Source organism: uncultured Amnibacterium sp. (assembly GCF_964250715.1).
In the GTDB taxonomy this organism is placed as follows: Bacteria; Actinomycetota; Actinomycetes; order Actinomycetales; family Microbacteriaceae; genus Amnibacterium.
Genome location: NZ_CAXUGX010000003.1, coordinates 75,948 through 100,761, shown reverse-complemented (window position 1 = coordinate 100,761; position 24,814 = coordinate 75,948). Strand labels below are relative to the sequence as shown.

The window sequence follows — 24,814 nt, the reverse complement described above, 5'->3', positions numbered from 1 at the left end:
CTCAGCGGGCGGTCTGCACGCGCGGGCCCGACCCGGCCGATCGACCGATCGTGCGGTGGGCCGCGATGGTGGCCGGTGCGGGCGGCAGGGTGAGCAGGGCCAGCAGGCACCAGCCGAGCAGCACGAACTCGCCCAGGTCGCGCAGGTCGAGCACCACCAGCCACAGCGGGTCGAGCGAGGTCACCTTGCTGTAGTTCCACGGGTAGATCAGTTGCGTCAGCACGTCCAGGAGAGGGACGAGCACCATCGGCGTGCGGAACCGCCGGGGCGCGGCCAGCATGCCGAGGACCACCGGGGCGACGAACCACGTGAAGTACTGCGGTGAGCCGACTTTGTTCAGCGCCACCGCAGCGGTGACGAGCGCGAGCGCCGTCAGGGCGATCACGGTGGGCGGATCCGCGCGCCGGCGCACCGCAAGCAGGCCGAGGAGGAGGACGACGAGTACGCCGGCCGCGAGCACCGCCGTCATCACCGCCGCCGCCTGCGCAACTCCGGCGCCCTGAACCTGCCAGGTGAGCAGCGCCCGGTCGTAGTAGACGGAGGTGCCGCCGATGCCGAGCGCGGCGTCCCACAGCCAGAGCGCCGTGACCGGCGCCTCGATCTGCAGGCCGCGGCCGGTCTGCTCGCCGATGAACGAGAAGATCTGGCTGCGGGCGCCGGCCGCCAGCGCGGCGACCACGATCACGGCGCTGGTCGTCGCCGCGGCGGTGATGACGATCGCCCGGCGCCGCGCCGCCATCACCATGCCCAGCACCAGGGCAGCCGGCCACACCTTGATCCACGCCGCGACCGTGAACAGCACCGCGGCCACCCCCGGCCGGCGCACCACGTGCAGCACCCCGGCGAGCGCGAACGGCAGCGCGATGGAGTCGATGCGCCCGAGCGCGATCGGCCCGAGGCACGCCGTGGTGAGCAGCCACCACCACGCCACCGCCCGACTGGTGCGGGCCAGCAGCACCAGGGCGGCCGCATCGAGCACCGCGACGAGCAGCAGCCAGACGACCGGGTAGGCGGCGTCGCCGAGCACCGCGGCGAGCATCATCGGCGGCAGGGCGCCGATCGGATAGACCCAGTCGGCGTTCACCCCGACGAGCACACCGTTCGTCTGCCAGAAATCGATCCAGTAGCGGTAGACCCCGGTCACATCGCCCATGGCGTTCAGGTCCGTGTCGAACAGGTTGATCGCCGAGAGCACCGCGTGCACGGCGACGAACGCGACGGTCAGACCTACCGGTCCGGTGACGACGCTGCTCCCCCGGCCCGACGTCACGTCAGCGACGGTAGCCGAGGACCCGACCCCGACGGACCGGGACGGAGCGGAGCGGAGCCGGTCGACCGCGCCGTCCGCTGACGAAGAGGCGCTGATGGAACCCCCGTTCGGGGGCTTACCGAAGTCGCCCCCCGTTCCCTAGCGTTCGTTTCGACCTGGTCACCCGCCAGGTCTCGCTCGGTCACCCCCCCGAGCGTTCGGCCCGGCACCCACCGGGCACTCCCCACCCAGGAGATCCCCCCTTGCTCACCTCCCCCTCGTTCGGCGCGCCCGCGCGCACCCGCCGCCTCGGTGTCGCCCTCTCCGTCTCCGTCGTCGTCGCGACCGTCGTCGCCATGATCGGGACCGTCGCCGTCGTCGCGGCGTCACCCGCCTCCGCCGCCCCGGAGATCCAGTCGTTCACGATCGGCGACACCCCGGTGGCCCTGACTCAGCCCACGGATCCGGGGATGGGCGCGCTGGCCCCGTCCGCCGATGCCGCGGAGAACGGCATGTTCGGCCCCCAGGCCGACTGGCCCCTCATCCCGCTTCACGCCGCGTTGAGCCGTGACGGGCGCATCGTCAGCTATGGCACCCCGACCGGTGGCACGACGCAGAACGGGTTCAACTTCGACGACTGGAATCCCGCAGACGGGCTCGGGGCCGCCTCCCACGTGACGACCGAGTCGATGGACCACTACGACAGCTTCTGCAGTGCGCTCGTCACGCTCCCGGACGGCCGGATGCTGATGGCGAGCGGCAACTCCTACCGGACGACGATGGTCTACAACCCGAGCACGCGGACCCAGACCATGGGGTCCGAACTGAACTACTACCGGTGGTACACCACCGCGCTGCGGCTCACCGACGACCGGATCCTGCTGCTCGGTGGCGCCAACCCCGGCGACGTCGGCAGGAACGCGACTCCGGACCAGCCCTCCGGTATCTCGATCACGCCGGAGATCGGTGACGGGACCGGCGCGTGGACCCAGCTGCTCGGTGCCACGAGCGAGAACCTGTTCGGCAACACCGACGGTCACTGGTGGTACCCGCGCGCCTTCGTCGGCCCGAACGGAGGCGTCGTCGGCCTGTCCGGAGACCGCATCTGGTCCCTTGACCCCACTGGTGCCGGCAGCGTGCAGGAAACCGGCTCCCTCCCGTTCAACCCGCGCACCTCGGGCTCGCAGGTCATGTACGCACCGGGCAAGGTCCTTGTCGCCGGCGGCGGCTCGGCCGGGCCCGCCGACAAGATCATGGGTAACGCGGACGCGGCCGTCGTCGACTTCAACGGCGCCAAGCCGACTGTCACCTCCATCGCACCGATGGGCTCGGCCAGGACCTGGCTGAACCTCACCGTGCTGCCGAACGGCGAGGTGCTCGCCAACGGCGGCACCCGGTACGGCACGGCCGCCGGCGACGACAACTCCGTGAAGCAAGCCGAGATCTGGAACCCGACGACCGGGCAGTGGCGCACCGCCGCCACGGCCCAGCGGACGCGCACCTACCACTCGACCTCGCTGGTCCTCCCGAGCGGTGCGGTGTTCACCGGAGGCGGCGGCGCCGGGGAGTACACCGGCAGCGGCGGCGTCTACGGCCCGGAGAACAACCTGAACGCCGAGTTGTACTACCCCTCGTACCTGTTCGCGAAGAACGGCGACGGGACGGTGCAGTGGGCGTCCCGACCCGCGATCACCTCGATCTCGGGCTCTGCGACGTACGGAGGCGCAGTCAATCTGGGCATCGGGGACGGCCGGGCGATCGCGTCGGCGTCGCTGATCAGCACGGCGTCGGTCACGCACTCGCAGAACACCGATCAGCGCCGCATCCCGCTCGCGATTTCTCAGAACGGCGGGACCGTCACCGCGTCCCTGCCGGCATCCGTGAACGCGATGCCTCCCGGTGACTACGAGTTGACCGTCGTGGACGGCAAGGGCGTCCCGTCGGCCGCTCAGATGATCTCGATCCGCCTGAACGCAGCCGGCCTGGTGACCCTCGCGGCCGCAGCGACGCCTGCGGCGACCGGGGCCGGCACCGATCCGGTTCCGGCTCCCGTGGCGGGCACTGGCGCAGGGACCGGCCCCGGAACCGGTGCGGGCACGGGTACCGGCACGAGCACAGGCACGGGTGCCAGCAGCGCACCCGGCGCGCCCACGGCGGTCACGCTGAAGAAGGGCAGCTCGATCGGGCTGCAGTCCGTGGCTCGCTCCGGCTACCGGGTGGCGCACGTGAAGGCGAAGGTGTCGGTGAAGAAGGCCGGCGCCAAGAGCTCCAAGGCGGTGAGGCGGTCCACCTCGTGGATCGTCAAGCCCGGCCTCGGTTCCACGAAGGGCTACTCGTTCGAGTCCCTCGACAAACCCGGCTACTACCTTGCGGCACCGAAGAAGGGCGGGGGCGCGCTGACTCTCGTCAAGAAGAGCAAGTCGGCCGCGTTCGGGAAGCGCACCACGTTCTCGTCGATCAAGGGCGTGACGGGCCATGACGTCTCGTTCCGTCTCACCGCGGCGCCCACCCTGTACCTCCGGATCGATGGGACACGGTTGCTGGTGAAGACGCTCAGCGAGACGGGCAGCAGCCTCAAGGCGTCGACCTTCACCGTCAAGAAGGGGCTGGCGTCGAAGAAGTGACCCGACCGGCGGGGTCCGGGGCGCTCGCGCCTCGGACCCCGCCTTCCGGTCAGTAGCCGGAGAACGCGTCGACTCGAATGCGACGGACGCCGCAGGCCTTCAGCACGCGTCGGGCGCGGGCGACGAAGCCGGGCGAGCCGGCGATGTAGGCGATCCGCCGGGCCGGTTCGGAGAGCACGCCGCGCAGCGTCTCGGCGTCGAAGCGCTCGGCCAGGTGCCAGTGGTCCGGCAGCCCCACGTCGGCCAGGGTGTGCGCCTGCGGTGTCACGAGCAGCACCCGGGCGCCGCTGGCGGTCAGTACATCCGCGTACGGCAGCTCGTCGGGCGAGGGCAGCCGATCCACCAGCAGCACGTCCCGCGGCGGGGCGCCCCCGGCGACGAGCGCCGCCTCGGCCTGCAGCTGGCTGACGAACGGGGTGATGCCGATACCGCTCGCGACGAGCAGCAGCGGGATGCTGCGGTCCTTCGGTAGCGTGAACGCGCCGCCGACCGTGGTGGCGCGCAGCGGGCTGCCGAGGGGCAGGGCGTCGAGCGCCTGCTTGAACGAGCTGAGCGGCTCCCGCGTGCGCAGCGCCACCTTCACTTCGCCGGAGGGGTCGCCGGGGGCGGAGACGATCGTCAGGGTGCGCCGGATGCCCCGCCGGTCGGCTCCGGCGTGCGGCAGTTGCAGTTCCAGGTACTGGCCGGCTGTGTGGGCGAGGGGCCGCTCGGGCGTGAAGGCGAACTCGGTGCTGGTGGCGGTGAGCGGGCGTCGGCCGGCGAACCGCAGCCGCGCGGCCAGCGGCCGGGCCAGCAGCAGGGAGAGCACGTTGCCGACGAGGATCGCGAGCTCCGGGCTGGGCCCGAAGGTGCCGAGCCGGAAAGGCGCCAAGTAGGGCAGGGCGATGACGACGGCGACCACGGCCATCTCGACCACGCGCTGCCAGGTGCGCACCGGCAGGGTGAACGGCTCCGTCAGCATGAAGCCTACCGCGAAGACCAACGGTGTGCTGACGAGCGCGGTCGCCAGGGCGTCGTTCGGCGCGGCGCCGAACGCGACCTGGCCGACGACCTCCAGCACGGTCGCGACGGCGACGAACAGCAGGCCGGGGCCGACCATGCGGAGGCGGACCAGGATGAGCAGCGCGAACACGGCCACGAACGGCAGCAGGAACAGGGTCGCCACCCACCACGCGCTCGCCCCGAGCCCCGTGACTCCGACCACGAACATGCCCGTCGCCGCTGGGTTCAGCACGTGCCGGCCGCCGAGCACCAGCAGGTATTTGGAGGCTCCCGCGACCAGAGCCGCCGCGGCGACGGCCAGCAGGTCGCCGGCCGCGGTCGTCGGGAACACGATGAAGAACAGCAGCAGACCGGTGATCAGCGCGGAGGAGGAGTGGGCAGGGGTCCGGGCCAGCGCGCCGAAGAGCTTGCTGGCCAGCCAGCTCACACCGACCGCGACGACCAGGGTGGCGAGCAGCGCGGCGGGCGTCTGCCCGATCAGGTGGGTCAGCGAGCCGACGATCGCGAGCACGGCGAGCGCGGCGAGGCTGAGCAGCACCAGGCGGTACATCGGCAACCGGCCGAGGGCCCGGTCCAGGCGCGCGACCGCGCTCATCGGACAGCGCCCAGCCGAACGGCGCCCGTCCGAACAGGGCTCATCGGCACGGCGCTCATCGGAACGGTGCTCATTCGAAGAGCGCTCCGCCCAGGTCGCCGGAGGCGGTCGCCCGGCCATCGGTCAGCATCCGCACCGCTCCGGTGGCGGCGTGCTGCGACGGGCCGTCGACGGAGGCGCCGAGCAGACCGCCGAGCGAACCGCCGAGCAGCGCATCGTCCAGCACCGAATCCGTGTCGAGGAAGAAGAGCGCGGTCGCAAGGGCGTCGGCCACGAGTGCGGTCGGCGCGGCGGCCCAGGCGGCGGCCACTTCGGTGACGGGGGCGCCGGTGCGCCCGTCGAGCACATGGTGCAGCCGACCTCGACCGTCGGGCGCGTCCCAGGACCGGCGGGTGACGGCGGAAGCGCAGAGCGCTCCGTCGCGCAACTCCATCACGCCGATCGCCATGCTCGGATCGTACGGATGCTCCAGCGCCACCCGCACCGGGGCGCCGACGACGCGCAGGTCCCCGCCCGCATCGACCAGCACCGACTCGTGCCCGGCTGCCACCAGCACGGCGACGACCAGGTCGACCAGCTGGCCCTTGCCGGCGGATCCCACATCGATGAGCGCCGGGGCCGTCAGCGTGACCCGGTCGCCGTCGATCCGCAGCACCTCCGCAGCCGGCGGCGCGCGGAAGCCGGGCCGCGGCGTGAGTCGGTAGGCGCCGTCGTAGCCGAGGTGTTCCAGCGGGCGCCCGAGCAGCGGGCTGACCGCCCCTCCGGTCACCTGGGCCAGGCGCAGCAGCAGGCCGAGCAGCGGACCGGCGGTCGGCCCGAGATCCGCGCTGCCGCCGCCCGACAGCCGGCTGACGGCGGAGTCGCTGCGGAACCGCGACCAGATCGCGTCGTAGTCGGCGACGACGCGGGCGACTTCGGCCCGCTCCGCCCGCGCCACCGGCTTCGCGGTGCCGATCGACCACGCGGTGCCGATCGCCTCGAAGCGGTAGTGGTTCAGCGGGGGCGCGACCGCCGGCGCGTCCAGCAGCGCGTCGGTCATGCCTTCGCGGCCGCAGCGATCTTGGCGACGGCCGCGTTGAACCCCTTCGGCGTCAGGGACGAGCCGGCGATAGCACCGACCTTCAAGTCGGCGATCTTCTTGCCGACGACCTGCCCACCCACTCCGCCCGCGAACGCCTCCACGTAGTGCTTGGCGTTCGGGGTCGATTCGCTGCCGGTGACCTTCACCGCGGTGACCGTTCCGGATTTCAGCGTCGCCGTCACGGTGACCGTCTCCTGCCCGCCGGGGGTCTGGTACGGGGCGGTCTGGGTGAACGTGCCGTCCGTGTATCCGCTCGAGGAAGCCCCGCTCGAGGAGGCTCCGCTCGAGGATGCCGCGGAGGAGGACGAAGACGACGCCGAGGACGATGCGGCGGAGGAGGATGCATCGCCCGCGGGCTGCGCGGCCGGGGCCGAGGCGGCGGGCGCGGTGGCCTGCGCGGCGCAGCCGCTGAGCAGCCCGACTGCGGCCAGGCCGACGGCGCCGGCGGTGAGGCGGGCGGCGAACGGGACGGAGGGGGCGACGCGGGTCATTGCACGAACGCTACGGGCCGGCGACCGAGGGAGTGCGCGCCTGCGGGTATGAAGCGCCGATGAATCGTCCGAGGGGCCCGGATGAGGGGTCCCGCAGCCTCATGACGCGCCGAGCAGGCTGCGGAGCACCTCGGGGATCGCTTCGGCGATGTCGAGCGCGGCGATCGGAGCCCCGAGGCTGGCGGCGCGTCCAGCCTCGCCGTGCAGCCACGCTCCGGCGGCGGCCAGGTCGGCGAGCACGCCGGGGTCGGCCTGCAACTGCTGCTCGTGCGTCGCGAGCAGTGCGCCGAGCACGCCGCCCAGCACGTCGCCCGCGCCGGCGGTCGCCACCCAGGGCGGCCCGGCGGTGACCGTGTGCCGCAGGCCGGCCGGGTCGGCGACGAACGTGGTGGAGCCTTTCAGCAGCACGGTCGCTCCCACCGTCCGGGCGGCGCGCGCCGCCCAGCGCGCGGGCTCGCGGGCGATGGTCGCCTTGTCGACCTGCACGTCGTGCCGATCGAGCAGGGCGGCCAACTCGCCGTAGTGCGGTGTCAGCAGAACGGGGCCGGTGGCGTCGCCGGCCAGATCGAGCGCTCCGGCGTCGAGCACCGTGGGCAGCCCCTGGCCCAGGTAGTCCTGCAGGCGGGTCGTAAGCGCCTCGTCGCGGTCGGTCGGCATCCCCGAGCCGATCAGCCACGCCTGCACGCGGCCATCCGCCGTGACCACCTCCGGCCGCCGCTGCAGCACGAAGTCGGCCGCGCGCTGCGGACCCAGGTACCGGACCATCCCGGTGCCGGTGCGCGCCGCGCCCTCCACTCCCAGCACCGCGGCGCCCGGAAACAGGTCGGAGCCGGTCACGATCCCCAGCACGCCCCGCGAGTACTTGTCGTCGCCGGCCTGCGGAACGCCGATCCACCGCCGCGTCTGCTCGGCCCCGAACCGCTCCTGCCCGCCCTCGCGCCCGCCCTCGCGGTCCTCCTCAGCCATGCTCGGCAGCGTACGGCGGCACCCGGAGCACGCGCCGCTCCCGCCACCACCCCGACTACGGAGATCCTGCACAAGTACGGAGATCTGGGGCGACACGCCGAGTTCGACCGCGATTCCTCCGTAGTAAGGGCTTCGGCTCCGTAGTTGGGAGGGGACTCCCTTGTTGGGGAGGGAACTCCGGAGTCGTCAGGGAATCAGTGGGCGCCGCTACCGTCGCCAGGGTGCAGATCGCGATCCCCGGCCGCCTGGTCCTGTTCGACTACGGGGACGTGATCTCCGAACCGCAGTCCGCCGCCGACACAGAGGCGCTGGTAGCGGAGTCGCGGGCCGAGGCCGAGCCGTTCTGGCGCGCCTACCACGCCGAGCGGAACGCGCTCGATCACGGCCTGATCTCCTCCCACGAGTACTGGGCGCGGATCGGGCGGGCGTGCGGGTCCGACTGGGACGAGCCGCGGCTGCAGCGCCTGTGGTCGCTGGACGTCCGCAGCTGGGTCAGCGCGAACGCCGAAGTCGTGCGGATCATCGGCGACCTGCGCGCGGGCGGCACCCGCATGGCGCTGCTGTCGAACGCCGCCGCGGAGTACGGCGGCCTGTTCCGGTTCTCGCCCCTGTCCCGGTACTTCGAGCAGGTCTTCGTCTCCGGAGAGATGGGGCTGCTGAAGCCCGACCCGGCGATCTACGTCTCGGTGGCCGACGAACTCGGAATGCCGCCGGAGCGGATCGCGTTCATCGACAATCGGGAGGCGAACATCCGCGGGGCCGAATCGGTCGGCATGAGCGGGCACGTCTTCACCCACGCCGCCGCCCTGCGCTCCTACCTCGACACCCTCGGAGCCGACGCGACCCGCGGGCGGAACGAGATCCCACCCACCACCTGCGACGCCGACCACCGGCCAGAAGGACAGCAGTGACCTCCGCCCTCTTCCAGTCCATGCGCATCCGCGAGCTGACGGTGCAGAACCGCCTGTGGGTCGCCCCGATGTGCCAGTACTCGGTGGAGCGCGAGGACGGCGCCCCCACCGACTGGCATCTGGTGCACCTGGGTGCGCTGGCGCAGGGCAGGCCGGGTCTACTGCTGACGGAGGCGACGGCGGTGTCCCCGGAGGGACGCATCTCGCCGCAGGACACCGGCATCTGGAACGACAACCAAGTGGCGGCGTGGCGGCGCATCACCGACTTCGCCCACGGCGTCGGCACCCCGATCGCCGTCCAACTCGCGCACGCCGGCCGCAAAGCCTCCACCTATCGCCCATGGGCTGCCGAGCGCGGCACCATCCCGGCCTCGGCCGGTGGATGGCGGGCGGTGGGGCCGAGCGCGGTCGCCTTCCCCCACTACGACGTGCCGCTGGCGCTCGACCCGGCGGGGCTGGCGAAGATCACCGACGACTTCGCGTCGGCCGCCCGCCGGTCGATCGCGGCCGGCTTCGACGCCGTCGAGCTGCACGCCGCGCACGGCTACCTGCTGCACGAGTTCCTGTCCCCGGTCAGCAACGTGCGCAGCGACGAGTACGGCGGCTCGCTGCCGAACCGGGCCCGGCTGCTGCTCGACGTCGTGCGCGCCGTGCGCGCCGCGATCGGCGACGACGTGCCGCTGCTGGTTCGGTTCTCGGCGACCGACTGGCTGGACGACGGCTGGACCGTCGCGGAAACGAGCACCGTGTCACGCTGGGCGGCGGAGGCGGGCGCCGACGTCATGGACGTCTCCTCGGGCGGCAACGCACCGGCGGCCATCCCGGTCGGACCGCTCTACCAGGTGCCGCTGGCGGCGGAGGTGCGGCGTGTCGCCGGGGTGCCGGTCACGGCGGTGGGCCTGATCACCACAGCCGAGCAGGCCGAGCAGGTGGTCGCCTCCGGCCAGGCCGACGCGGTGATGATCGCGCGTGCGGCTCTGCGCGACCCGCACTTCGCCCTGAACGCCGCCGCCGAACTGGGCGGCACCATCACCTGGCCCGCGCAGTACGAGCGCGCGGCGGTCTAGCCGCCGCGCTCCCCTCCGCCTCACCACCCCCTCCGCCCCGCCACCCCGCCACCCCGTTCCGACAGCAGGACCAGGTCCCGACAGCAGGCTGCTGGTCGACCAGGGACCTGCTCACGGGACCCTGTCCTGCTGACGTGCTGTGCTCCCCGGGTCAGCGGCGGCCGGGTCAGCGCCGTTGATGGGACCGGGCGGTCAGCGGCGGGTGGCGTCCTGCACCTCGCCGACGAGTTCCTCGATGACGTCCTCCAGGAACAGGATGCCCCGGGTGCCGCCCTGCTCGTCGAAGACGCGAGCCAGGTGGTTGCCGCTGCGCCGCAGGGTGGCGAGCGCGTCCTCCAGCTCGGTGCCGGCGTAGAGGGAGATCAGCTGCCGCACGAACTTGGCCGGCACGGGGCGGTCCACCTCGTCCTCGTCCAGGTCCAGCACGTCCTTCAGGTGCAGGTAGCCGGTCGGCTCGCCCGCGTCGTTCTGCAGCACGTACCGCGAGAACCCCGACTGGCTGACTGCCCGCTCCAGGTCGGCCGGCGATGCGTGCTGACCGAGCGACACGATCTTCGAGAGCGGGATCGAGACGTCGGCCACCTTCTTCTCCGTGAATTCGAACGCGGCGGAGAGGGTGCCGGATTCGTCGCGCAGGGTGCCCTCGCGTCGGGACGTGTTCACGATCGTCGCCACCTCGTCCAGGGTGAAGGTGCTGTTCGCCTCGCTCTTCGGCTGCACACCCACCAGGCGTACCAGGGCGTTGGTGATCCCGTTCAACGACGCGATGATCGGCCGGAACACCCGGGCGATGAAGACGAGCGGAGGCGCGAGCAGCAGCACGGATTTGTCAGGGGCGGAGAACGCGATGTTCTTCGGCACCAGCTCGCCGAGCACCACGTGCAGGAACGTGACGATCAGCAGCGCGACCACGAAGGACACCGCCTCGACCCCCACCTCCGGCAGCCCGGTCAGGTGCAGCGGGCCCTGAAGCAGGTCGTGGATCGCGGGCTCGGACACCTCCAGGATCAGCAGGGAGGCGATGGTGATGCCCAGCTGCGTTGTCGAGAGCATCAGCGTCGCATGCTCCATCGCCCGGATCGCGGTGCGCGCGCCGCGGCGGCCGGCGTCGGCGAGCGGCTCCACCTGCGAGCGACGCGCGGAGATGACGGCGAACTCCGCCGCGACGAAGAACGCGTTGACTGCGATCAGCACGACCAGGGCGCCGAGGCCGAGCCCGATGCTCATGAGCGGAGCCTGTTCATGAGCCGATCCCGCCCGAGATCGGACCCGGCACCGGCACCTGGGCCGGCACGTCAGGGGCAGGTGCGGTGGGAGTGAAGCGGATGCGGTCGATGCGCCGGCCGTCCAGGCGCAGCACCTCCAGCACCCCCTGGTCGATCTGCACGGTGTCGCCGATCGCGGGCAGCCGGCCCAGCACGCTGACCATGTAGCCGGCAGTCGTCTCGTAGAGCCCGTCCTCGGGCACGGTGACGCCGGCCTGATCGGTCAACTCGTCGGGGCGCAGGATGCCGGGGAAGGTCAGGAAGTCGCGTCCGCGCACCACGCCGGCGCGGGTGCGGTCGTGCTCGTCGACCAGGTCGCCGACCAGCTCCTCCACCAGGTCCTCCAGCGTGGCGACGCCGGCGGTGCCGCCGTACTCGTCCAGCACGATCGCCATCTGGTACCCACGGCCGCGCAATTCCCCGAGCAGCAGGTCGAGCTTCATCGTCTCGGGCACGCGCAGCGCCGCGCCCTCGATCGCCCCGACCGGCACGTGCGCCCGGCGATCCCGCGGGACCGCCATCGCCTGCTTGACGTGTACCACCCCGACCACGTCGTCCACACCGTCGTCGGTGACGGGGAAGCGCGAGAACCCGGTGCGGCGCGCCAACTCCAGCACCGCGTCGGCCGTCGCTCCCCGCGGGACCGCGGCGATGCGCAGGCGCGGGGTCATCACATCGGCGGCGGTGTGCCGGGAGAAGTTGAGCGAGCGCGTCAGCAGGGTCGCCGTATCGGAGTCGAGCACCCCCTCCATCGCGCTCCGCCGCACGAGCGACGACAGCTCCTGGGCACTTCGGGCGCCGGAGAGCTCCTCCTTCGGCTCGACGCCGAGCGCCCGCAGCACCACGTTCGCCGCGCCGTTCAGCAGGGCGACGAACGGCCGGAACACCGCGGTGAAGCCCACCTGGAACGGCACGACCACCCGGGCGACGCGGAGTGGCAGGGCGAGCGCGAGGTTCTTCGGCAGCAGCTCGCCGACGACCATGCTGAGCACCGTCGCGACCAGCACGCCGAGCACCGTGCTGACCGCCGTGCGGGCTCCCTCACTCACGCCCAGGGCGCTGAGCGGCCCCTCCGTCAGATGCCCGAGCGCGGGCTCGAACGTGAAGCCGGTCAGCAGCGTGGTCAGCGTGATGCCGAGCTGAGCGCTGGAGAGGTGCGTCGAGGTCACCTTGAGCGCCCCGATGGTGGTCTCGAGGCCCTTCTCGCCGCGCCCGGCTCGGGACTCCAGGTCGGAGCGGTCCAGGTTGACCAGCGAGAACTCGGCCGCGACGAAGAATCCGGTGCCGATCGTCAGCACCAGGCCGAGCAGCAGGAACCACAGTTCGGTCATAGGGCGCTGGAGCCGTTCGCATGCGGCAGGTCCATGACACCGGCCAGCCTACCGGCCCTTCACCAGCCGACCGGCAGCGGCTTGCCTTCCTCATATCCGGCGGCCGACTGCACGCCGACGGCCGCCCGGTCGTGGAACGCCGCCAGGTCGGCGGCCCCCGCGTAGGTCAGGGAGGAGCGCAGGCCGGTCGTGATCATGTCGAGCAGGTCCTCGACGCCCGGCCGCAGCGGGTCGAGCAGGATGCGGGAGGAGGAGATCCCCTCGGCGAACAGGGTCTTGCGCGCCAGCTCGTACGGATCGAGGCCGCCGAACCGCTCCTGCACCGCCTTCGTGGACGCCATCCCCCAGCTCTGCTTGAACAGCGCACCGCTGGAGTCGGACTCCAGCGTGCCGGGCGCCTCGATGGTGCCGGCGAACCACGACCCGATCATCACCGACTGCGCGCCGGCGGCCAGCGCCAGCGCCACGTCGCGCGGCCAGCGCACCCCGCCGTCCGCCCACACCGACGCGCCCAGCTCCCGCGCGGCCTGCGCCGTCTCCAGCACCGCGGAGAACTGCGGCCGGCCCACCGCTGTCATCATGCGGGTGGTGCACATCGCGCCGGGCCCCACGCCCACCTTCACGATGTCGGCGCCGGCGCCCACCAGGTCGCGCACCGCCTCGGGCGTGACCACGTTCCCTGCGACGATCGGCCGGCCGGTGCCGAGCGCGGCCACCGCCCGGATCGCGGCGAGCATGCCCGCCTGGTGACCGTGCGCCGTGTCGAGCACCAGCACGTCGACGCCGAGGCGCACCAGCTCCTGCGCCCGCGCGGCCGGGTCGCCGGTGATCCCGATCGCGGCCGCAACCCGCAGGCGGCCGTTCGCATCGAGCGCCGGCGAGTAGACCCCTTGGCGCACCGCACCGCGCCGGCTGGCGGTACCCACCACTCGCCCGTCGGCGAGCACGGGCGCGAACTGCGCCTTCGCCGCCACGAGCGCGTCGAACACGGTGCGCGGCCCGTGATCAGCGGAGTGCAGGGACGCATCCAGCACCGGACCGGGTCCGTGCACCAGGTCGCCGAGCCGCGCATGCGGCAGCGCGCCGCGCAGCCGCGACGCCTCGATCGCCCCGCGGAACACGCCGTCGCCGTCGACCAGCACCACCCCGTACCCCGCTGCCGGCGGCAGTTGCAGCAGGGCGTCCGCCACGGTCGCGGCGGGATCCAGCACGAACGGCGACTCCCAGGTCACCGGCTGCGCCTTGACCCACGCGACCGCCTCCGCCAGCGCCGCCGGGGTCAGATCCTGTGGCAGCACGCCCAGCCCGCCCCGCCTGGCGAGGGTCGCAGCCAGTCGCGGCCCCGTGACCGAGTTCATGTTCGCCGACACCACCGGCAGCGACGCACCCGTCCCGTCCTGCGGCGCCAGCGACACGCCCAGCCGACTGCCCAGATCGGAGCGGCCGGGCACCAGGAACACGTCCGAATAGGTCAGGTCGTGCGCGGGCAAGGACCCGAGGAATCGCATGCGCACGACGGTACCGGCGGCCCCGAGCACCCCGTACGCCGGGAGTACCCTTGAGACATTCGAATGCATACATAACGGAAGTGGGCAGACGAGCCGTGTCGAGCCAGATCACCGGAACCGAAGAGAGCGCGTCCAGCGAGTTCGGCGCCAACGAATGGCTGGTGGACGAGCTCTACGAGCAGTTCTGCCACGACAAGGACTCGGTCGACAAGTCCTGGTGGCCGGTACTGGAGAGCTATCACCCGGTCGAGACCGACGGCGTGCTCGACCCCGTCGCACCCGCATCTGCCGCCGCCCCGGCAGCCCCGACCGCGACTGCTCCTGCTGCTCCGGCACCCGCTGCTCCGGCTGCGGCACCCGCTGCTCCGGCACCCGCTGCTCCGGCCCCGGCACCTGCTGCTCCGGCACCCGCTGCTTCGGCTGCGACTCCTGCTGCTCCGGCCCCGAAGCCCGCCGCCGCCCCGGCACCGAACGCGGCCCCGGAGGCTGCCGCCCCCGCCCCGAAGCCCGCGCAGATGGCGCCAGCCGCTCCCGCCGCCACCCGCGTCGCCACGGGTCCGAAAGCGACTCCCATCCCGGCCGACGCGCAGGCCAGCGACCGCCGCGCCCTGGTGGCGAACGAGGACGTGGTCGCGCCGCTGCGCGGTATGGCCAAGACGCTCGCGACGAACATGGACGCCTCGCTGGCCATCCCGACGGCCACGAGCGTGCGCACCATCCCCGCCAAGCTGATGATCGACAATCGCATCGTCATCAACAACCACCTGCGCCGGGCGCGCGGCGGCAAGGTCAGCTTCACCCACCTGATCGGCTGGGCCCTGGTCAAGGCGCTGCTGGAGTTCCCCAGCCAGAACGTGCACTACGCCGAGGTCGACGGCAAGGCGTCGCTCGTGCAGCCGGGCCACATCAACCTGGGCCTCGCCATCGACATCCCCAAGCCCGACGGCACCCGAGCGCTGCTGGTCCCCTCCATCAAGCACGCCGAGACCATGCACTTCGGCGACTTCGTGGCCGCATACGACGAGCTGGTGCGCAAGGCCCGCGGCAACAAGCTGACCGCGGAGGACTTCGCCGGCACCACGCTGTCGCTGACGAACCCGGGCGGCATCGGCACCGAGCACTCCGTGCCGCGGCTGATGGGCGGGCAGGGCGCGATCATCGGCGCCGGCGCGCTGGAGTATCCGGCCCAGTTCCAGGGTGCGGCCGAGTCCACCCTGGTCGACTTCGGCATCGGCAAGACCATCACGCTCACCTCCACCTACGACCACCGGGTCATTCAGGGCGCCGGCTCCGGCGAGTTCCTGAAGATCGTGCACGAGCTGCTGACCGGCGAGCACCGCTTCTACGAAGAGGTCTTCGCCGACCTGCGCATCCCGTACGAGCCGGTGCAGTGGGCCGGCGATATCGCGATCGATCCATCCAGCGACGTCGCCAAGCCCGGCCGGGTACAGGAGCTGATCAACAGCTACCGGGTCCGCGGGCACCTGATGGCGGATGTGGACCCGCTGGAGTACCGGCAGCGCACCCACCCCGACCTCGACGTGCGCACCCACGGCCTCACCTTCTGGGACCTGGACCGCACCTTCGCCGTGGGCGGGTTCGCCGGCCGCCGCTCCATGAAGCTGCGCGACGTGCTCGGCGTGCTGCGCGACTCCTACTGCCGCACCATCGGCCTGGAGTACATGCACATCCAGGACCCGGCGCAGCGGGCATGGTTCCAGCAGAAGCTGGAACTGCGGTACGCCAAGCCCACTCACGACGAGCAGATGCGCATCCTGGGCAAGCTGAACCAGGCCGAGGCGTTCGAGACGTTCCTGCAGACCAAGTACGTGGGGCAGAAACGGTTCAGCCTGGAGGGCAGCGAGTCGCTGATCTCGCTGCTCGACACCATCCTGCGGTCCGCGACCGACGCCGACGCCCTGGACGAGGCCGCGATCGGCATGGCCCACCGCGGCCGGCTGAACGTGCTCACGAACATCTGCGGCAAGACCTACGGCCAGATCTTCCGCGAGTTCGAGGGCACTCAGGACCCGAAGACCGTGCAGGGCTCGGGTGACGTGAAGTACCACCTGGGCACGCAGGGCACCTACCAGTCGGCGGACGGCACGTCGATCCCGGTCACCCTGGCGGCCAACCCGTCGCACCTGGAGACCGTGAACGGGGTGCTGGAGGGCATCGTGCGGGCCAAGCAGGACCGCGACCCGGTCGCGACGTTCCGCGTCCTGCCGATCCTGATCCACGGCGACGCGGCGATGGCCGGTCAGGGCGTCGTGGCCGAGACGCTGCAGCTGTCGCAGCTGCGCGGCTACCGCACCGGCGGCACCATCCACCTGGTCGTGAACAACCAGGTGGGCTTCACCACCCCGCCCGGCGACTCCCGCACCTCCGTCTACTCAACCGACGTCGCCAAGTCGATCCAGGCGCCCATCTTCCACGTGAACGGCGACGACCCCGAGGCCGTCGCCCGGGTCGCCGAGCTGGCCTTCGCGTATCGGCAGGAGTTCCACCGCGACGTGGTCATCGACCTCGTCTGCTACCGCCGCCGCGGGCACAACGAGGGCGACGACCCCTCGATGACGCAGCCGCTCATGTACTCCCTGATCGAGGCGAAGCGCAGCGTGCGCAAGCTGTACACCGAGGCGCTGGTCGGCCGCGGCGACATCACGCAGGAGGAGTACGACCAGGCCCACCGCGACTTCCAGGGCCGGCTCGAGGCGGCCTTCGCCGAGACGCACGCAGCCCAGCAGGCCGCGCCCGAAATCAACCCCGTGCCGGATGCGGACGCCGACTCGGTCGCCAGCCTGGAGCTGCCGGACTCGCAGCGGGGAGCCGAACCGCACAACGACCCGGCCACCGCCGTCGAGGCCGGCGTGCTGGAGCGCATCGGCGACGCGTTCGGCACCGTCCCGGACGGCTTCACGGTGCACCCCAAGCTGCAGAGCGTGCTGAACAAGCGGCTCGAGATGACCCGCTCCGGCGGCGTCGACTGGGCCTTCGGCGAGTTGCTCGCGATCGGCACCCTGCTGATCGACGGCACGCCGGTTCGCCTCGCGGGCCAGGACAGCGGCCGCGGCACCTTCACGCAGCGTCACGCGGTGCTGCACGACCGGGTCAACGGTCAGGAGTGGCTGCCGCTGGCGCACCTGTCGGAGGATCAGGGCAAGTTCTGGATCTACGACTCGCTGCTGTCGGAGTATGCGGCGATGGCGTTCGAGTACGGCTACTCGGTGGAGCGGCCCGACGCGCTCGTGCTGTGGGAGGCGCAGTTCGGCGACTTCGCCAACGGCGCCCAGGTCGTCATCGACGAGCTGATCACCTCCTCCGAGCAGAAGTGGGGCCAGCGCTCCTCCGTCGTGCTGCTGCTCCCCCACGGCTACGAGGGGCAGGGACCGGATCACTCCTCCGCGCGCATCGAGCGGTACCTGCAGCTGTGTGCGCAGAACAACATGACCGTCGCGCAGCCCTCCACGCCGGCGTCCTACTTCCACCTGCTGCGCCGGCAGGCGACCGCCCGGCCGCGCAAGCCGCTGATCGTGTTCACGCCCAAGTCGATGCTGCGGCTGCGCGGTGCGGTCAGCGACATCGCGGCGTTCACCGACGCGCGGTTCGAGCCGGTCGTCGACGATCCGCGGCTGACCGACCCGAATTCCGTCACGCGGGTGGTGCTGCACTCCGGCAAGATCCACTACGACCTGCTCGCGGAGGCGGAGAAGCGGCAGGACACGACCACCGCGCTCGTCAGCCTGGAGCAGTACTACCCGCTGCCCGACACTCAGGTTCGTGCGGTGCTTGACCGGTACCCGAACGCCGAGTTGGTCTGGGCGCAGGACGAGCCCGCCAACCAGGGTGCTGCGCCGTTCGTGCAGTTGGAACTGGCGCCCTCGATCGACCGGACGGTGCGGATCATCTCCCGCGCCGCCTCCGCCTCCCCCGCCGCGGGCTCGGCCAAGCGCCACGCCGCCGAGCAGGCCGGCCTGGTGCAGCGGGTCTTCGCCCGCTGATATTTCGCTCGAACCGCCGTGCGCGGGTTCGGGTCACCTGCCCGTGCGCGCGGATGGGCAGATGACCCGAACCGGGGCAGAAGCCGATAGCAGCGCTCAGCGGTCGGCGTGGCGTCACGAGCTGAACCTGCGACGTCCTCGGCCACTCAGGCGGAGACGGGTTGCTACGCGCGAGCGGACCGCACGGACGCGCCCGTGAGCGCGAGAACGCCGACCAGGACGACGGTCACCAGTCCGTCCTGCCAGAGCGCTGCGGCTCCGACGACGTTCAGCCCCAGGAAGGACGCGACGACCGCGAGGTACAGCACCGCGATGGTCGTGAGCGCCGCCGAGGCATCCCGTAGGACGACCGGCAGCACGCGCCGGAGCACCGTGCAGATCGTCGCTGCGACGGCCGCCGCGAGCAGCAGGTTGCCGACCATCGCCGTGATGAAGGCCGGACCGGCCTCGAGCGGTGGGGCGAGCACCCTCACCGCGAACTGCAGCAGTCCGAGACCGGCCAGGCAGCCGATCACCTGAGCGGCGCCTCGACCGCGCAGCCGCACCCGCCCGAGCGCCGATCGCTGCGCGGCCGTCGCCGCCCGGGCGCCGTCGCGTGCCCGTGATCGACGGTCACGCAACACGGACATCGGGCACCCCTCGGTCGCGGCCCACCGCGATGCGGTGAGCGCAGATGCCGGGTCCGGGGCTGCGGTCAGACTACCCGGTCAGGGTGCGCGCGGAATGTCGGAGTCCGGCTGCGACAGCTGGCCGGCAGGCCGTGCTTTGTGCATCCGAGCGACGTCGAGTCGACGGTCGATGAGTGCGGTGGCCACGCTGCGAAGGCTGAGGTTGTTGTTGCGCGCGAAGGAGCGCAAGGAGGTGAAGGAGTCGTCCATGGAGAGCCCGGTGGCCTGGGCGATCACGCCTTTGGCCTGCTCGATGACGACGCGGCTATCGAGCGCCTGCTGCAGTTGCGCGGTGATCAGGTTGCGCTCCTGTGCCGCGCGGGACGAAAGGATGCCGATCGTGGCGACGTCGGAGAGCGCCTGGGCGGCGGCGATGTCCTGATCGTTCAGCGCGCCGACGCTCGTGTTGAACAGGTTCATGGTGCCGACCACCTGACTGCGCAGGCGCAACGGAGTGGCGTGCACGGCACGGTACCCGCGCTGCAGCGCCGCTTCACGAAAGGCGGGCCACCGGTCGCCGGTCGCCTCGATGTCGCCGATCGTCAGCGGTTCACCGGTCGCCGCGCACTCCCAGCAGGGCCCCGCGGCCGCCCCCAGCTGCACCACCTCGACGAACTCCGCGTCCTCGGTGGTGGAGGCCAGCACCTGCAGCTCACCCATGGCGCTCCGCAGCAGCAGACCTCCCGCCACCGCGTCGAGCAGGTCGGTGCAGGTTTCGACCAGGGTCTGCAGCAGGTCGAGCAGATCGAAGTCAGCGACCAGGGTGTCGGCGAGCATGACGAACGCATTGGAGAGCTTCGCCTCGCGCGTGAGCTCGGTCATTGCACGCCCTTCGCACCCGAACCTGCGCCGGCACGGCCATACCCGCGCCGGTCGCTCGCGTCAGTCATCGACCATCCGAAAGTCGAGCATCCCGGTGACCACGTCGCGCGCCACCATATCGATCGGCCGATCCCGCGAGAAGGCGTACGCGCGAAGCCGCGACGTCGCCTCGGCGATGCTGCAATCCAGTTGCACCATCAGCATGCCGCTGGCCTGATGCACCTCCCGACGCATCTCGGCGGGCAGTCGCTCCGTCGGTCGTGCCTCGTCGGTCGCCGACCGGGTGGCCAGCTGGACCGCGGGCCCGGTAGTGGCCCGGACGAGGCCTGTCGCCGTTCGCACCTCGGCGTCCGACCAGGGCGGCCGTGGCAGCACGCTGTAGAGACTGACCACGCCGACAGTGAACACCCCATTCAGCATCGGGAACGAGAACAGCGCGCGGGCGCCGGTACCCAGGGCTGCGACGCCGAAGACGGGCCAGTCCCGGCGCACGCGATCGTCCGCCAGATCCGGAGTGAGAACGGGGCGTCCCAGCAGCAGCACGTCGGAAGTCGGCCCCTCGCCCAACTCGAACTGCAGCTCGTCGAGCCGAGCGGCGATCAGATCGCTGGTACCGACGGTCGACTGGGACCCGGAGTCGCTCACCACCGAGACCGACAGCCCGGTCACGGGCAGGTGGTCGAGGAACGGCGCACAGAGTGCCGCACCCGCATCACGCCCGCTCACCACCGTCAGGCACTCCTCCGCACAGCATGGGGACCGCTGCCGAGGACTGGAGCAACGCCCTCACCCTAACCACCCCGACCACGCTCGGGCGCCGCTCAGGATGGGCAGCAGCACACAAGGTCCCTCCCCCGCCTCACTCCGGGCGCGTGTTGTTCGAGAGGCATTTGATCGTTGACCGTTCGCTGAACCCGCTCTACCCTGGTCGCGTTGCCCCAGTCCCTGGCGCGGTTGTATTCGTGCCGGGTGAAAAGGGGCCTGCCGTGACACTCGAACTCTCTTCGGCCGTGTCGACCACGTCGCCGCACATCGACTGGCGGGAGATCTCGCACGGCCTCTGGGTCGGTCGGGCCGACGACCTCTATGCCGGCATGATCGAACGCGGACGCCGCTACACCTTCACCGACGCCGCAGGTTCCACGCATCCCGGCTACAGGACGCTGATCGCCGCCCAGGATGCGGTGGCCTGGCCGATCCCGCTCGTGCAACCGGCGCCGCTGTCCAGCGTCGAGACCGCCGCCACCCTCGAGACGGCCGACACCGCCGCCGACGAGACGGTCGAGAACGCCGGGACGGGCTGGAGTCCCTCCAGGACGGTGGTGCTGTCGATCGGATCGGTCGGAGCGGGAACGATCGCGCTCTGCGGATTCGCGCTCACGCTCGTCCGCTGACTCGCACAGACCGCGCGCCGCGCCGATCAGGCCGTCAGTCCTATTTCCCGGGCGAACTCATACGCAGGTGGACGATCCGTGTGTCGAGCCTGTCCTCAACTAGTACACACTTTCTACACTAATGTTCCTCTGCGTGGTAGTCTGTCGAATATGAGCTCTTCGACTTCGGCAGACGACGGGCCGGGCGGGCCAACGCCGGCTCTGGATGTGCGTGAGGCTCTGTTCACGTCGGCGTTGGAGCAGGCGGATCGGGTTGTGAACACGGCCGAGGCGATGCGCTTGCAGGTGATGCTGGCCGGGTTCGACGCCATGCTGCTGGAGGAGCAAGCCGAGACCGGGCGAGCACTGCGACCGGACGATGCGGCCGTGCGGGCGTTCTGCCTCCACCAGGCGAACGTCCTTCGGGTCTCCCGGCATGCAGTGGAACATCGGATCGATGACGGCCGGACCGCGCGGGAGAAGCTCCCCACCACGTGGGCGGTGTTCATCGACGGGCTCACCTCCGAGGAAGCCGTGCGGGCCGCCGCCCGCCAGACCATCGGACTGAAGGCGGGCGCGCTGCCCGAGTTCGACGCGAAAGCTGCGGACCTCGTCCAGACCGTCAAGGCGACCACCGTCGAGAAGCGACTCGGGCTCCTGCGGGACCGACTCGACCCGGATGGGGCGATCGAACGACACGAACATGCAGCGACCCGACGGTGGGTCAGCGCCAGGCCCGACAGCGACGGGATGGCCATCCTCGAGGTGCACTCCACTGCGATCGATGTCGCGGCGATGTACGACGGGATCCGGCAAGCCGCCATCGACCTGCACGGCCGGGACGGGGAACACCGCACCCTCGGCCAGTTGATGGCCGACGTGGCTACCGATGTGGTCCTGCACGGGCTCGCCGTCCCCGCAGCCGAGATGGGCGATCCCGCCTACCCGATGGAACGGATCGGGTCGTTGAAGGCACCGCACCGGAAGGCAGTGCACGCCACCGTCCTCGTCGTCGTCCCCGCCGACACGGCAACCGGTGCCAACAACACACCCGCGGAACTGGCGGGGATGGGAGCGATCGACGCGGAAACCGCACGACAGATCATCGGACACACGAAGAGTTGGACCCGCGTCGAAGTCGACCCCATCGACGACAGCATCCTCGGAATCGACTCCCACGACCGATACATCCCGGCCGGGTTGAAGAAACTCCTGCACCTCCGCAGCCCCACCTGCACCGGCGACGACTGCGGGTTGCCCGCCCACCGGGCGGACATCGACCACGTGATCCGCGTCGAACACGACGGACGGACGAGGCACGACAACCTGCAAGTCCTCTGCCGGAAGAGTCACCAGATGAAAGACGAGGGGTACTTCGACGTCCAGACCCTCCCCGACGGGACCATCCGCTGGCACGACAAATGGGGCGGCAACCGACTCGTCCAACCAGGACTCACCATGAAAACACGGACACCCGTCGCACTCCCCGAAGAGCCACCTTTCTGACCGATCGACGCGGCCGTCGGTAGTTGCGCTCAGTCAATAACATTCGTATAGTTGACCTACCGCAACAATATTCAGGAGCCCGCGTGAGCAGAACATCCGTGTCCCCATCCGCCGTCGACATCGAGGACCGACGACGGCATCGTGAAGTGCTGGAGGCGCTCTCCGGCCTGATCATGGGGATGTTCGTCGCGATCCTCGCGGGCACCGTCGTGTCCACGTCGCTCCCGCGCATCATCTCCGACCTGGGCGGCAACCAGACCGCGTACACGTGGGTGGTCACCTCCACGCTGCTCGCCACGACCGTCAGCACGCCGATCTGGGGCAAGCTCGCCGACCTCGTCAACCGCAAGATGCTCGTGCAGCTCGCGCTCGTGATCTTCGTGATCGGGTCGGCACTCGCCGGGTTCTCGCAGGACACCAACACGCTGATCGGCTTCCGCGTGCTGCAGGGCCTCGGCGCCGGCGGTCTGACGGCACTCGTGCAGGTCGTGATGGCCGACATCGTCAGCCCGCGCGAGCGAGGCAGGTATATGGGACTCATCGGAGCCGTGATGGCCGTGGCTACGATCGGGGGCCCGCTGATCGGCGGTCTGATCACGGACAGCCTCGGCTGGCGCTGGAACTTCTACGTCGCCCTGCCGTTCGCGATCGTCGCGCTCGTGCTGATCCAGCGCACCCTGCACCTGCCGAAGCGCGCCAAGCGCGCCGTCTCGATCGACTACCTCGGCGCCGTACTGATCGCCGGCGGAGTCAGCCTGCTGCTGATCTGGGTCTCGCTCGGCGGCTCCCAGTTCGAGTGGAACTCCTCCACCAGCTGGATGATGCTCGGCGGCGCGATCGCGCTGCTCGTCGCGGCCGTGATCACGGAGCTGCGGGTGAAGGAGCCGATCATCCCGCTCTCGCTGTTCACCAACCGCACCTACCTATTCGCCGTCCTGGCGAGCCTGTCCGTCGGCGTCGCGATGTTCGGTGTGGCGGTGTACCTCAGCCAGTACCTGCAGCTCGCGAAGGGGCACACGCCCACCGAGGCCGGCCTGCTGACCCTGCCGATGATCGTCGGGCTGTTCGGTGCCAGCACGATCGTGGGCGGCATCATCAGCCGCACCGGCATCTGGAAGCGCTACATGGTGACCGGAGCCGTGCTGCTCGTCCTCGGCGTCAGCCTGCTCGGCACGATCAGCGCGGACACCCCGTACTGGATGCTCGCCGTCTTCATGTTCCTGCTCGGCCTCGGGCTCGGCATGACGATGCAGAACCTGGTGCTCGTGACGCAGAACTCGCTGCAGCCAACCCAGTTGGGCGCGGGCAGCGCCAGCATCGCGTTCTTCCGCAGCCTGGGCGGCACGATCGGCGTCTCGGCGCTCGGGGCATTCCTCGGCTCGCGCGTCACGAGCCTGGTCACGGACGGGCTGACCACGCTGGATCCCGCGGCCGCCGCGGCTGCCGGCAGCCGGCTCTCCGGCGGGACCATCCCGGTCGTCTCCTCGCTCCCGGGGCCGATCCGCACGATCGTGGAGCACGCCTACGGCCAGGGTGTCGCGGAGGTCTTCCTGCTCGCGGCTCCGCTGACCCTGGTCACTCTGCTCTTCATCGCGCTGCTGCCCAACAAGCCGCTCGGCACGAAGACGGCCGTGCAGCAGTTGAGCGAGTCGGAGACGCATCAGGGCGTCGCGCTCCAGGCGGAGCGGGTGCTCGAGCTCGGCGCGAACGAGATCGGCAGCACCACCGAGGGCGCCGCAGACGACCGCGACCACTCGCGCGAATCCGTCGCCGACCGTCGATGACCGGCGCGGCTACGGTGGGCGCCGTGACGACCGACGACGCGATCCGTTCCATCAACGAGTCGTTCGATCGTCTGGGCGCCGCGGTGCGCCGCAGCGCCCGGGAGGCGGCGGAGCAGCTGCACCCCGGGCTGCAGCCCGCCGCACTACCCCTCTTCCGCGAGGTGCTTCGCGAGGGTCGCATGCAGCCGCACGTGCTCGCGACGCGACTGGGGATGGACAAGGGGGCGGTCAGCCGGCACCTGAAGGAGCTGCGGGAACAGGGCCTGGTGCAGGCCGAACGGGACGAGACCGATGCACGCGCGATCTGGATCTCCGCCACCCCCGACGCCGTACAGCGGGCCGAGGCCGGCTGGGCGATCCGTCAATCGGCGCTGCACACCCGGCTCGCCTCGTGGGACCCGGACGACCTCGACCGCTTCGCAGTGCTGCTCGACCGCTTCGCCGACCCGGAGTGGCTGCGGGAGCGCTGACCGCGGCGGTCCCGTCGCCCGGCGCCGCGACGGCACTCATCCTTCGGCGACACGGAGGGGCCGCTTCTTCGTAGCCGCGGTCGCGTGACGATGTTCGAGT

19 protein-coding genes are annotated in these 24,814 nt (G+C 71.1%); 8 read left to right on the top strand and 11 right to left on the bottom strand.

The features are described 5' to 3' along the window. Nucleotide 1: 1 nt before the first annotated feature. Nucleotides 2-1,270 (bottom strand): glycosyltransferase 87 family protein, encoded by a 1,269-nt coding sequence (locus ACFE7H_RS04575; RefSeq protein WP_375400037.1) that lies wholly within the window; start codon nucleotides 1,268-1,270, stop codon nucleotides 2-4. A 242-nt stretch (nucleotides 1,271-1,512) separates the two neighbouring features. Between ACFE7H_RS04575 and ACFE7H_RS04570 the strand changes: the two genes are divergently transcribed. Next, nucleotides 1,513-3,873 (top strand): galactose oxidase-like domain-containing protein, encoded by a 2,361-nt coding sequence (locus ACFE7H_RS04570; RefSeq protein WP_375400036.1) that lies wholly within the window; start codon nucleotides 1,513-1,515, stop codon nucleotides 3,871-3,873. Nucleotides 3,874-3,922: 49 nt separating this feature from the next. On the opposite strand, the gene ACFE7H_RS04565 is transcribed toward ACFE7H_RS04570, so the two are convergent. The 4 genes from ACFE7H_RS04565 to ACFE7H_RS04550 all read right to left on the bottom strand — a co-directional run bounded on the left by ACFE7H_RS04565 (nucleotide 3,923) and on the right by ACFE7H_RS04550 (nucleotide 8,008). Continuing rightward, nucleotides 3,923-5,470 carry an FAD-dependent oxidoreductase gene (locus ACFE7H_RS04565; RefSeq protein WP_375400035.1) on the bottom strand — a complete coding sequence of 516 codons (1,548 nt, stop codon included), beginning with the start codon at nucleotides 5,468-5,470 and terminating at the stop codon, nucleotides 3,923-3,925. Nucleotides 5,471-5,540: 70 nt separating this feature from the next. Further along, a complete protein-coding gene (locus ACFE7H_RS04560) occupies nucleotides 5,541-6,509 on the bottom strand; it encodes an FAD:protein FMN transferase (RefSeq protein WP_375400034.1) in 969 nt (322 codons plus the stop codon). Next, the gene (locus ACFE7H_RS04555) at nucleotides 6,506-7,042 is read right to left on the bottom strand and encodes an FMN-binding protein (protein WP_375400033.1); all 537 of its coding nucleotides are present in this window, start codon (nucleotides 7,040-7,042) and stop codon (nucleotides 6,506-6,508) included. The genes ACFE7H_RS04560 and ACFE7H_RS04555 overlap by 4 nt, the downstream gene beginning before the upstream one ends. 99 nt (nucleotides 7,043-7,141) lie before the next feature. Then, entirely contained in the window at nucleotides 7,142-8,008 is an 867-nt protein-coding gene (locus tag ACFE7H_RS04550; RefSeq protein WP_375400032.1) for an NAD(P)H-hydrate dehydratase, read from the bottom strand. Nucleotides 8,009-8,229: 221 nt separating this feature from the next. Here ACFE7H_RS04550 and ACFE7H_RS04545 point away from each other — a divergent pair, with 221 nt between their 5' ends. Both ACFE7H_RS04545 and ACFE7H_RS04540 read left to right on the top strand, forming a co-directional pair. Next, a complete protein-coding gene (locus ACFE7H_RS04545; protein ID WP_375400031.1) occupies nucleotides 8,230-8,919 on the top strand; it encodes an HAD family hydrolase in 690 nt (229 codons plus the stop codon). Between the two features lie 20 nt (nucleotides 8,920-8,939). Continuing rightward, on the top strand, nucleotides 8,940-9,986 hold the full coding sequence (locus ACFE7H_RS04540; RefSeq protein WP_375400162.1) for an NADH:flavin oxidoreductase/NADH oxidase: 1,047 nt from the start codon (nucleotides 8,940-8,942) through the stop codon (nucleotides 9,984-9,986). Between the two features lie 192 nt (nucleotides 9,987-10,178). Here ACFE7H_RS04540 and ACFE7H_RS04535 read toward each other — a convergent pair whose 3' ends face one another. From ACFE7H_RS04535 to ACFE7H_RS04525, 3 genes are read right to left on the bottom strand one after another with little or no spacing between them, the layout of a single operon-like run. Next, on the bottom strand, nucleotides 10,179-11,213 hold the full coding sequence (locus ACFE7H_RS04535; RefSeq protein WP_375400030.1) for a hemolysin family protein: 1,035 nt from the start codon (nucleotides 11,211-11,213) through the stop codon (nucleotides 10,179-10,181). 13 nt (nucleotides 11,214-11,226) lie between these two features. Next, nucleotides 11,227-12,582: a hemolysin family protein gene (locus tag ACFE7H_RS04530; RefSeq protein WP_375400029.1), complete on the bottom strand. Its 1,356-nt coding sequence runs from the start codon at nucleotides 12,580-12,582 to the stop codon at nucleotides 11,227-11,229. A 59-nt stretch (nucleotides 12,583-12,641) separates the two neighbouring features. Beyond that, a complete protein-coding gene (locus ACFE7H_RS04525; protein WP_375400028.1) occupies nucleotides 12,642-14,090 on the bottom strand; it encodes a GuaB1 family IMP dehydrogenase-related protein in 1,449 nt (482 codons plus the stop codon). A gap of 95 nt (nucleotides 14,091-14,185) precedes the next feature. Between ACFE7H_RS04525 and ACFE7H_RS04520 the strand changes: the two genes are divergently transcribed. Next, nucleotides 14,186-18,091 carry a multifunctional oxoglutarate decarboxylase/oxoglutarate dehydrogenase thiamine pyrophosphate-binding subunit/dihydrolipoyllysine-residue succinyltransferase subunit gene (locus ACFE7H_RS04520; protein ID WP_375400027.1) on the top strand — a complete coding sequence of 1,302 codons (3,906 nt, stop codon included), beginning with the start codon at nucleotides 14,186-14,188 and terminating at the stop codon, nucleotides 18,089-18,091. 164 nt (nucleotides 18,092-18,255) lie between these two features. On the opposite strand, the gene ACFE7H_RS04515 is transcribed toward ACFE7H_RS04520, so the two are convergent. The 3 genes from ACFE7H_RS04515 to ACFE7H_RS04505 form a co-directional block, all read right to left on the bottom strand. Beyond that, nucleotides 18,256-18,720: a hypothetical protein gene (locus ACFE7H_RS04515; RefSeq protein WP_375400026.1), complete on the bottom strand. Its 465-nt coding sequence runs from the start codon at nucleotides 18,718-18,720 to the stop codon at nucleotides 18,256-18,258. Between the two features lie 78 nt (nucleotides 18,721-18,798). Then, nucleotides 18,799-19,581, bottom strand: coding sequence for an ANTAR domain-containing protein (locus ACFE7H_RS04510; protein WP_375400025.1), 783 nt, complete (start codon nucleotides 19,579-19,581; stop codon nucleotides 18,799-18,801). A 60-nt stretch (nucleotides 19,582-19,641) separates the two neighbouring features. Next, complete coding sequence (locus ACFE7H_RS04505) at nucleotides 19,642-20,307, bottom strand: GAF and ANTAR domain-containing protein (RefSeq protein WP_375400024.1); 666 nt, start codon at nucleotides 20,305-20,307, stop codon at nucleotides 19,642-19,644. A gap of 284 nt (nucleotides 20,308-20,591) precedes the next feature. Between ACFE7H_RS04505 and ACFE7H_RS04500 the strand changes: the two genes are divergently transcribed. From ACFE7H_RS04500 to ACFE7H_RS04485, 4 genes are all read left to right on the top strand, one after another. Beyond that, nucleotides 20,592-20,975 carry a hypothetical protein gene (locus tag ACFE7H_RS04500; RefSeq protein ID WP_375400023.1) on the top strand — a complete coding sequence of 128 codons (384 nt, stop codon included), beginning with the start codon at nucleotides 20,592-20,594 and terminating at the stop codon, nucleotides 20,973-20,975. A gap of 150 nt (nucleotides 20,976-21,125) precedes the next feature. Then, nucleotides 21,126-22,460: a DUF222 domain-containing protein gene (locus ACFE7H_RS04495; protein ID WP_375400022.1), complete on the top strand. Its 1,335-nt coding sequence runs from the start codon at nucleotides 21,126-21,128 to the stop codon at nucleotides 22,458-22,460. Between the two features lie 83 nt (nucleotides 22,461-22,543). After that, on the top strand, nucleotides 22,544-24,244 hold the full coding sequence (locus ACFE7H_RS04490) for an MDR family MFS transporter (RefSeq protein WP_375400021.1): 1,701 nt from the start codon (nucleotides 22,544-22,546) through the stop codon (nucleotides 24,242-24,244). A 23-nt stretch (nucleotides 24,245-24,267) separates the two neighbouring features. Beyond that, the gene (locus tag ACFE7H_RS04485) at nucleotides 24,268-24,714 is read left to right on the top strand and encodes a MarR family winged helix-turn-helix transcriptional regulator (protein ID WP_375400020.1); all 447 of its coding nucleotides are present in this window, start codon (nucleotides 24,268-24,270) and stop codon (nucleotides 24,712-24,714) included. Nucleotides 24,715-24,814: the final 100 nt, after the last annotated feature.

Coding starts and splice junctions, on each gene's coding strand:
- ACFE7H_RS04530 (WP_375400029.1), bottom strand. CDS start 12,582: ATGACCGAACTGTGGTTCCTGCTGCTCGGCCTGGTGCTGACGATCGGC.
- ACFE7H_RS04535 (WP_375400030.1), bottom strand. CDS start 11,213: ATGAGCATCGGGCTCGGCCTCGGCGCCCTGGTCGTGCTGATCGCAGTC.
- ACFE7H_RS04515 (WP_375400026.1), bottom strand. CDS start 18,720: ATGTCCGTGTTGCGTGACCGTCGATCACGGGCACGCGACGGCGCCCGG.
- ACFE7H_RS04510 (WP_375400025.1), bottom strand. CDS start 19,581: ATGACCGAGCTCACGCGCGAGGCGAAGCTCTCCAATGCGTTCGTCATG.
- ACFE7H_RS04540 (WP_375400162.1), top strand. CDS start 8,940: ATGCGCATCCGCGAGCTGACGGTGCAGAACCGCCTGTGGGTCGCCCCG.
- ACFE7H_RS04525 (WP_375400028.1), bottom strand. CDS start 14,090: ATGCGATTCCTCGGGTCCTTGCCCGCGCACGACCTGACCTATTCGGAC.
- ACFE7H_RS04550 (WP_375400032.1), bottom strand. CDS start 8,008: ATGGCTGAGGAGGACCGCGAGGGCGGGCGCGAGGGCGGGCAGGAGCGG.
- ACFE7H_RS04495 (WP_375400022.1), top strand. CDS start 21,126: ATGAGCTCTTCGACTTCGGCAGACGACGGGCCGGGCGGGCCAACGCCG.
- ACFE7H_RS04560 (WP_375400034.1), bottom strand. CDS start 6,509: ATGACCGACGCGCTGCTGGACGCGCCGGCGGTCGCGCCCCCGCTGAAC.
- ACFE7H_RS04565 (WP_375400035.1), bottom strand. CDS start 5,470: ATGAGCGCGGTCGCGCGCCTGGACCGGGCCCTCGGCCGGTTGCCGATG.
- ACFE7H_RS04555 (WP_375400033.1), bottom strand. CDS start 7,042: ATGACCCGCGTCGCCCCCTCCGTCCCGTTCGCCGCCCGCCTCACCGCC.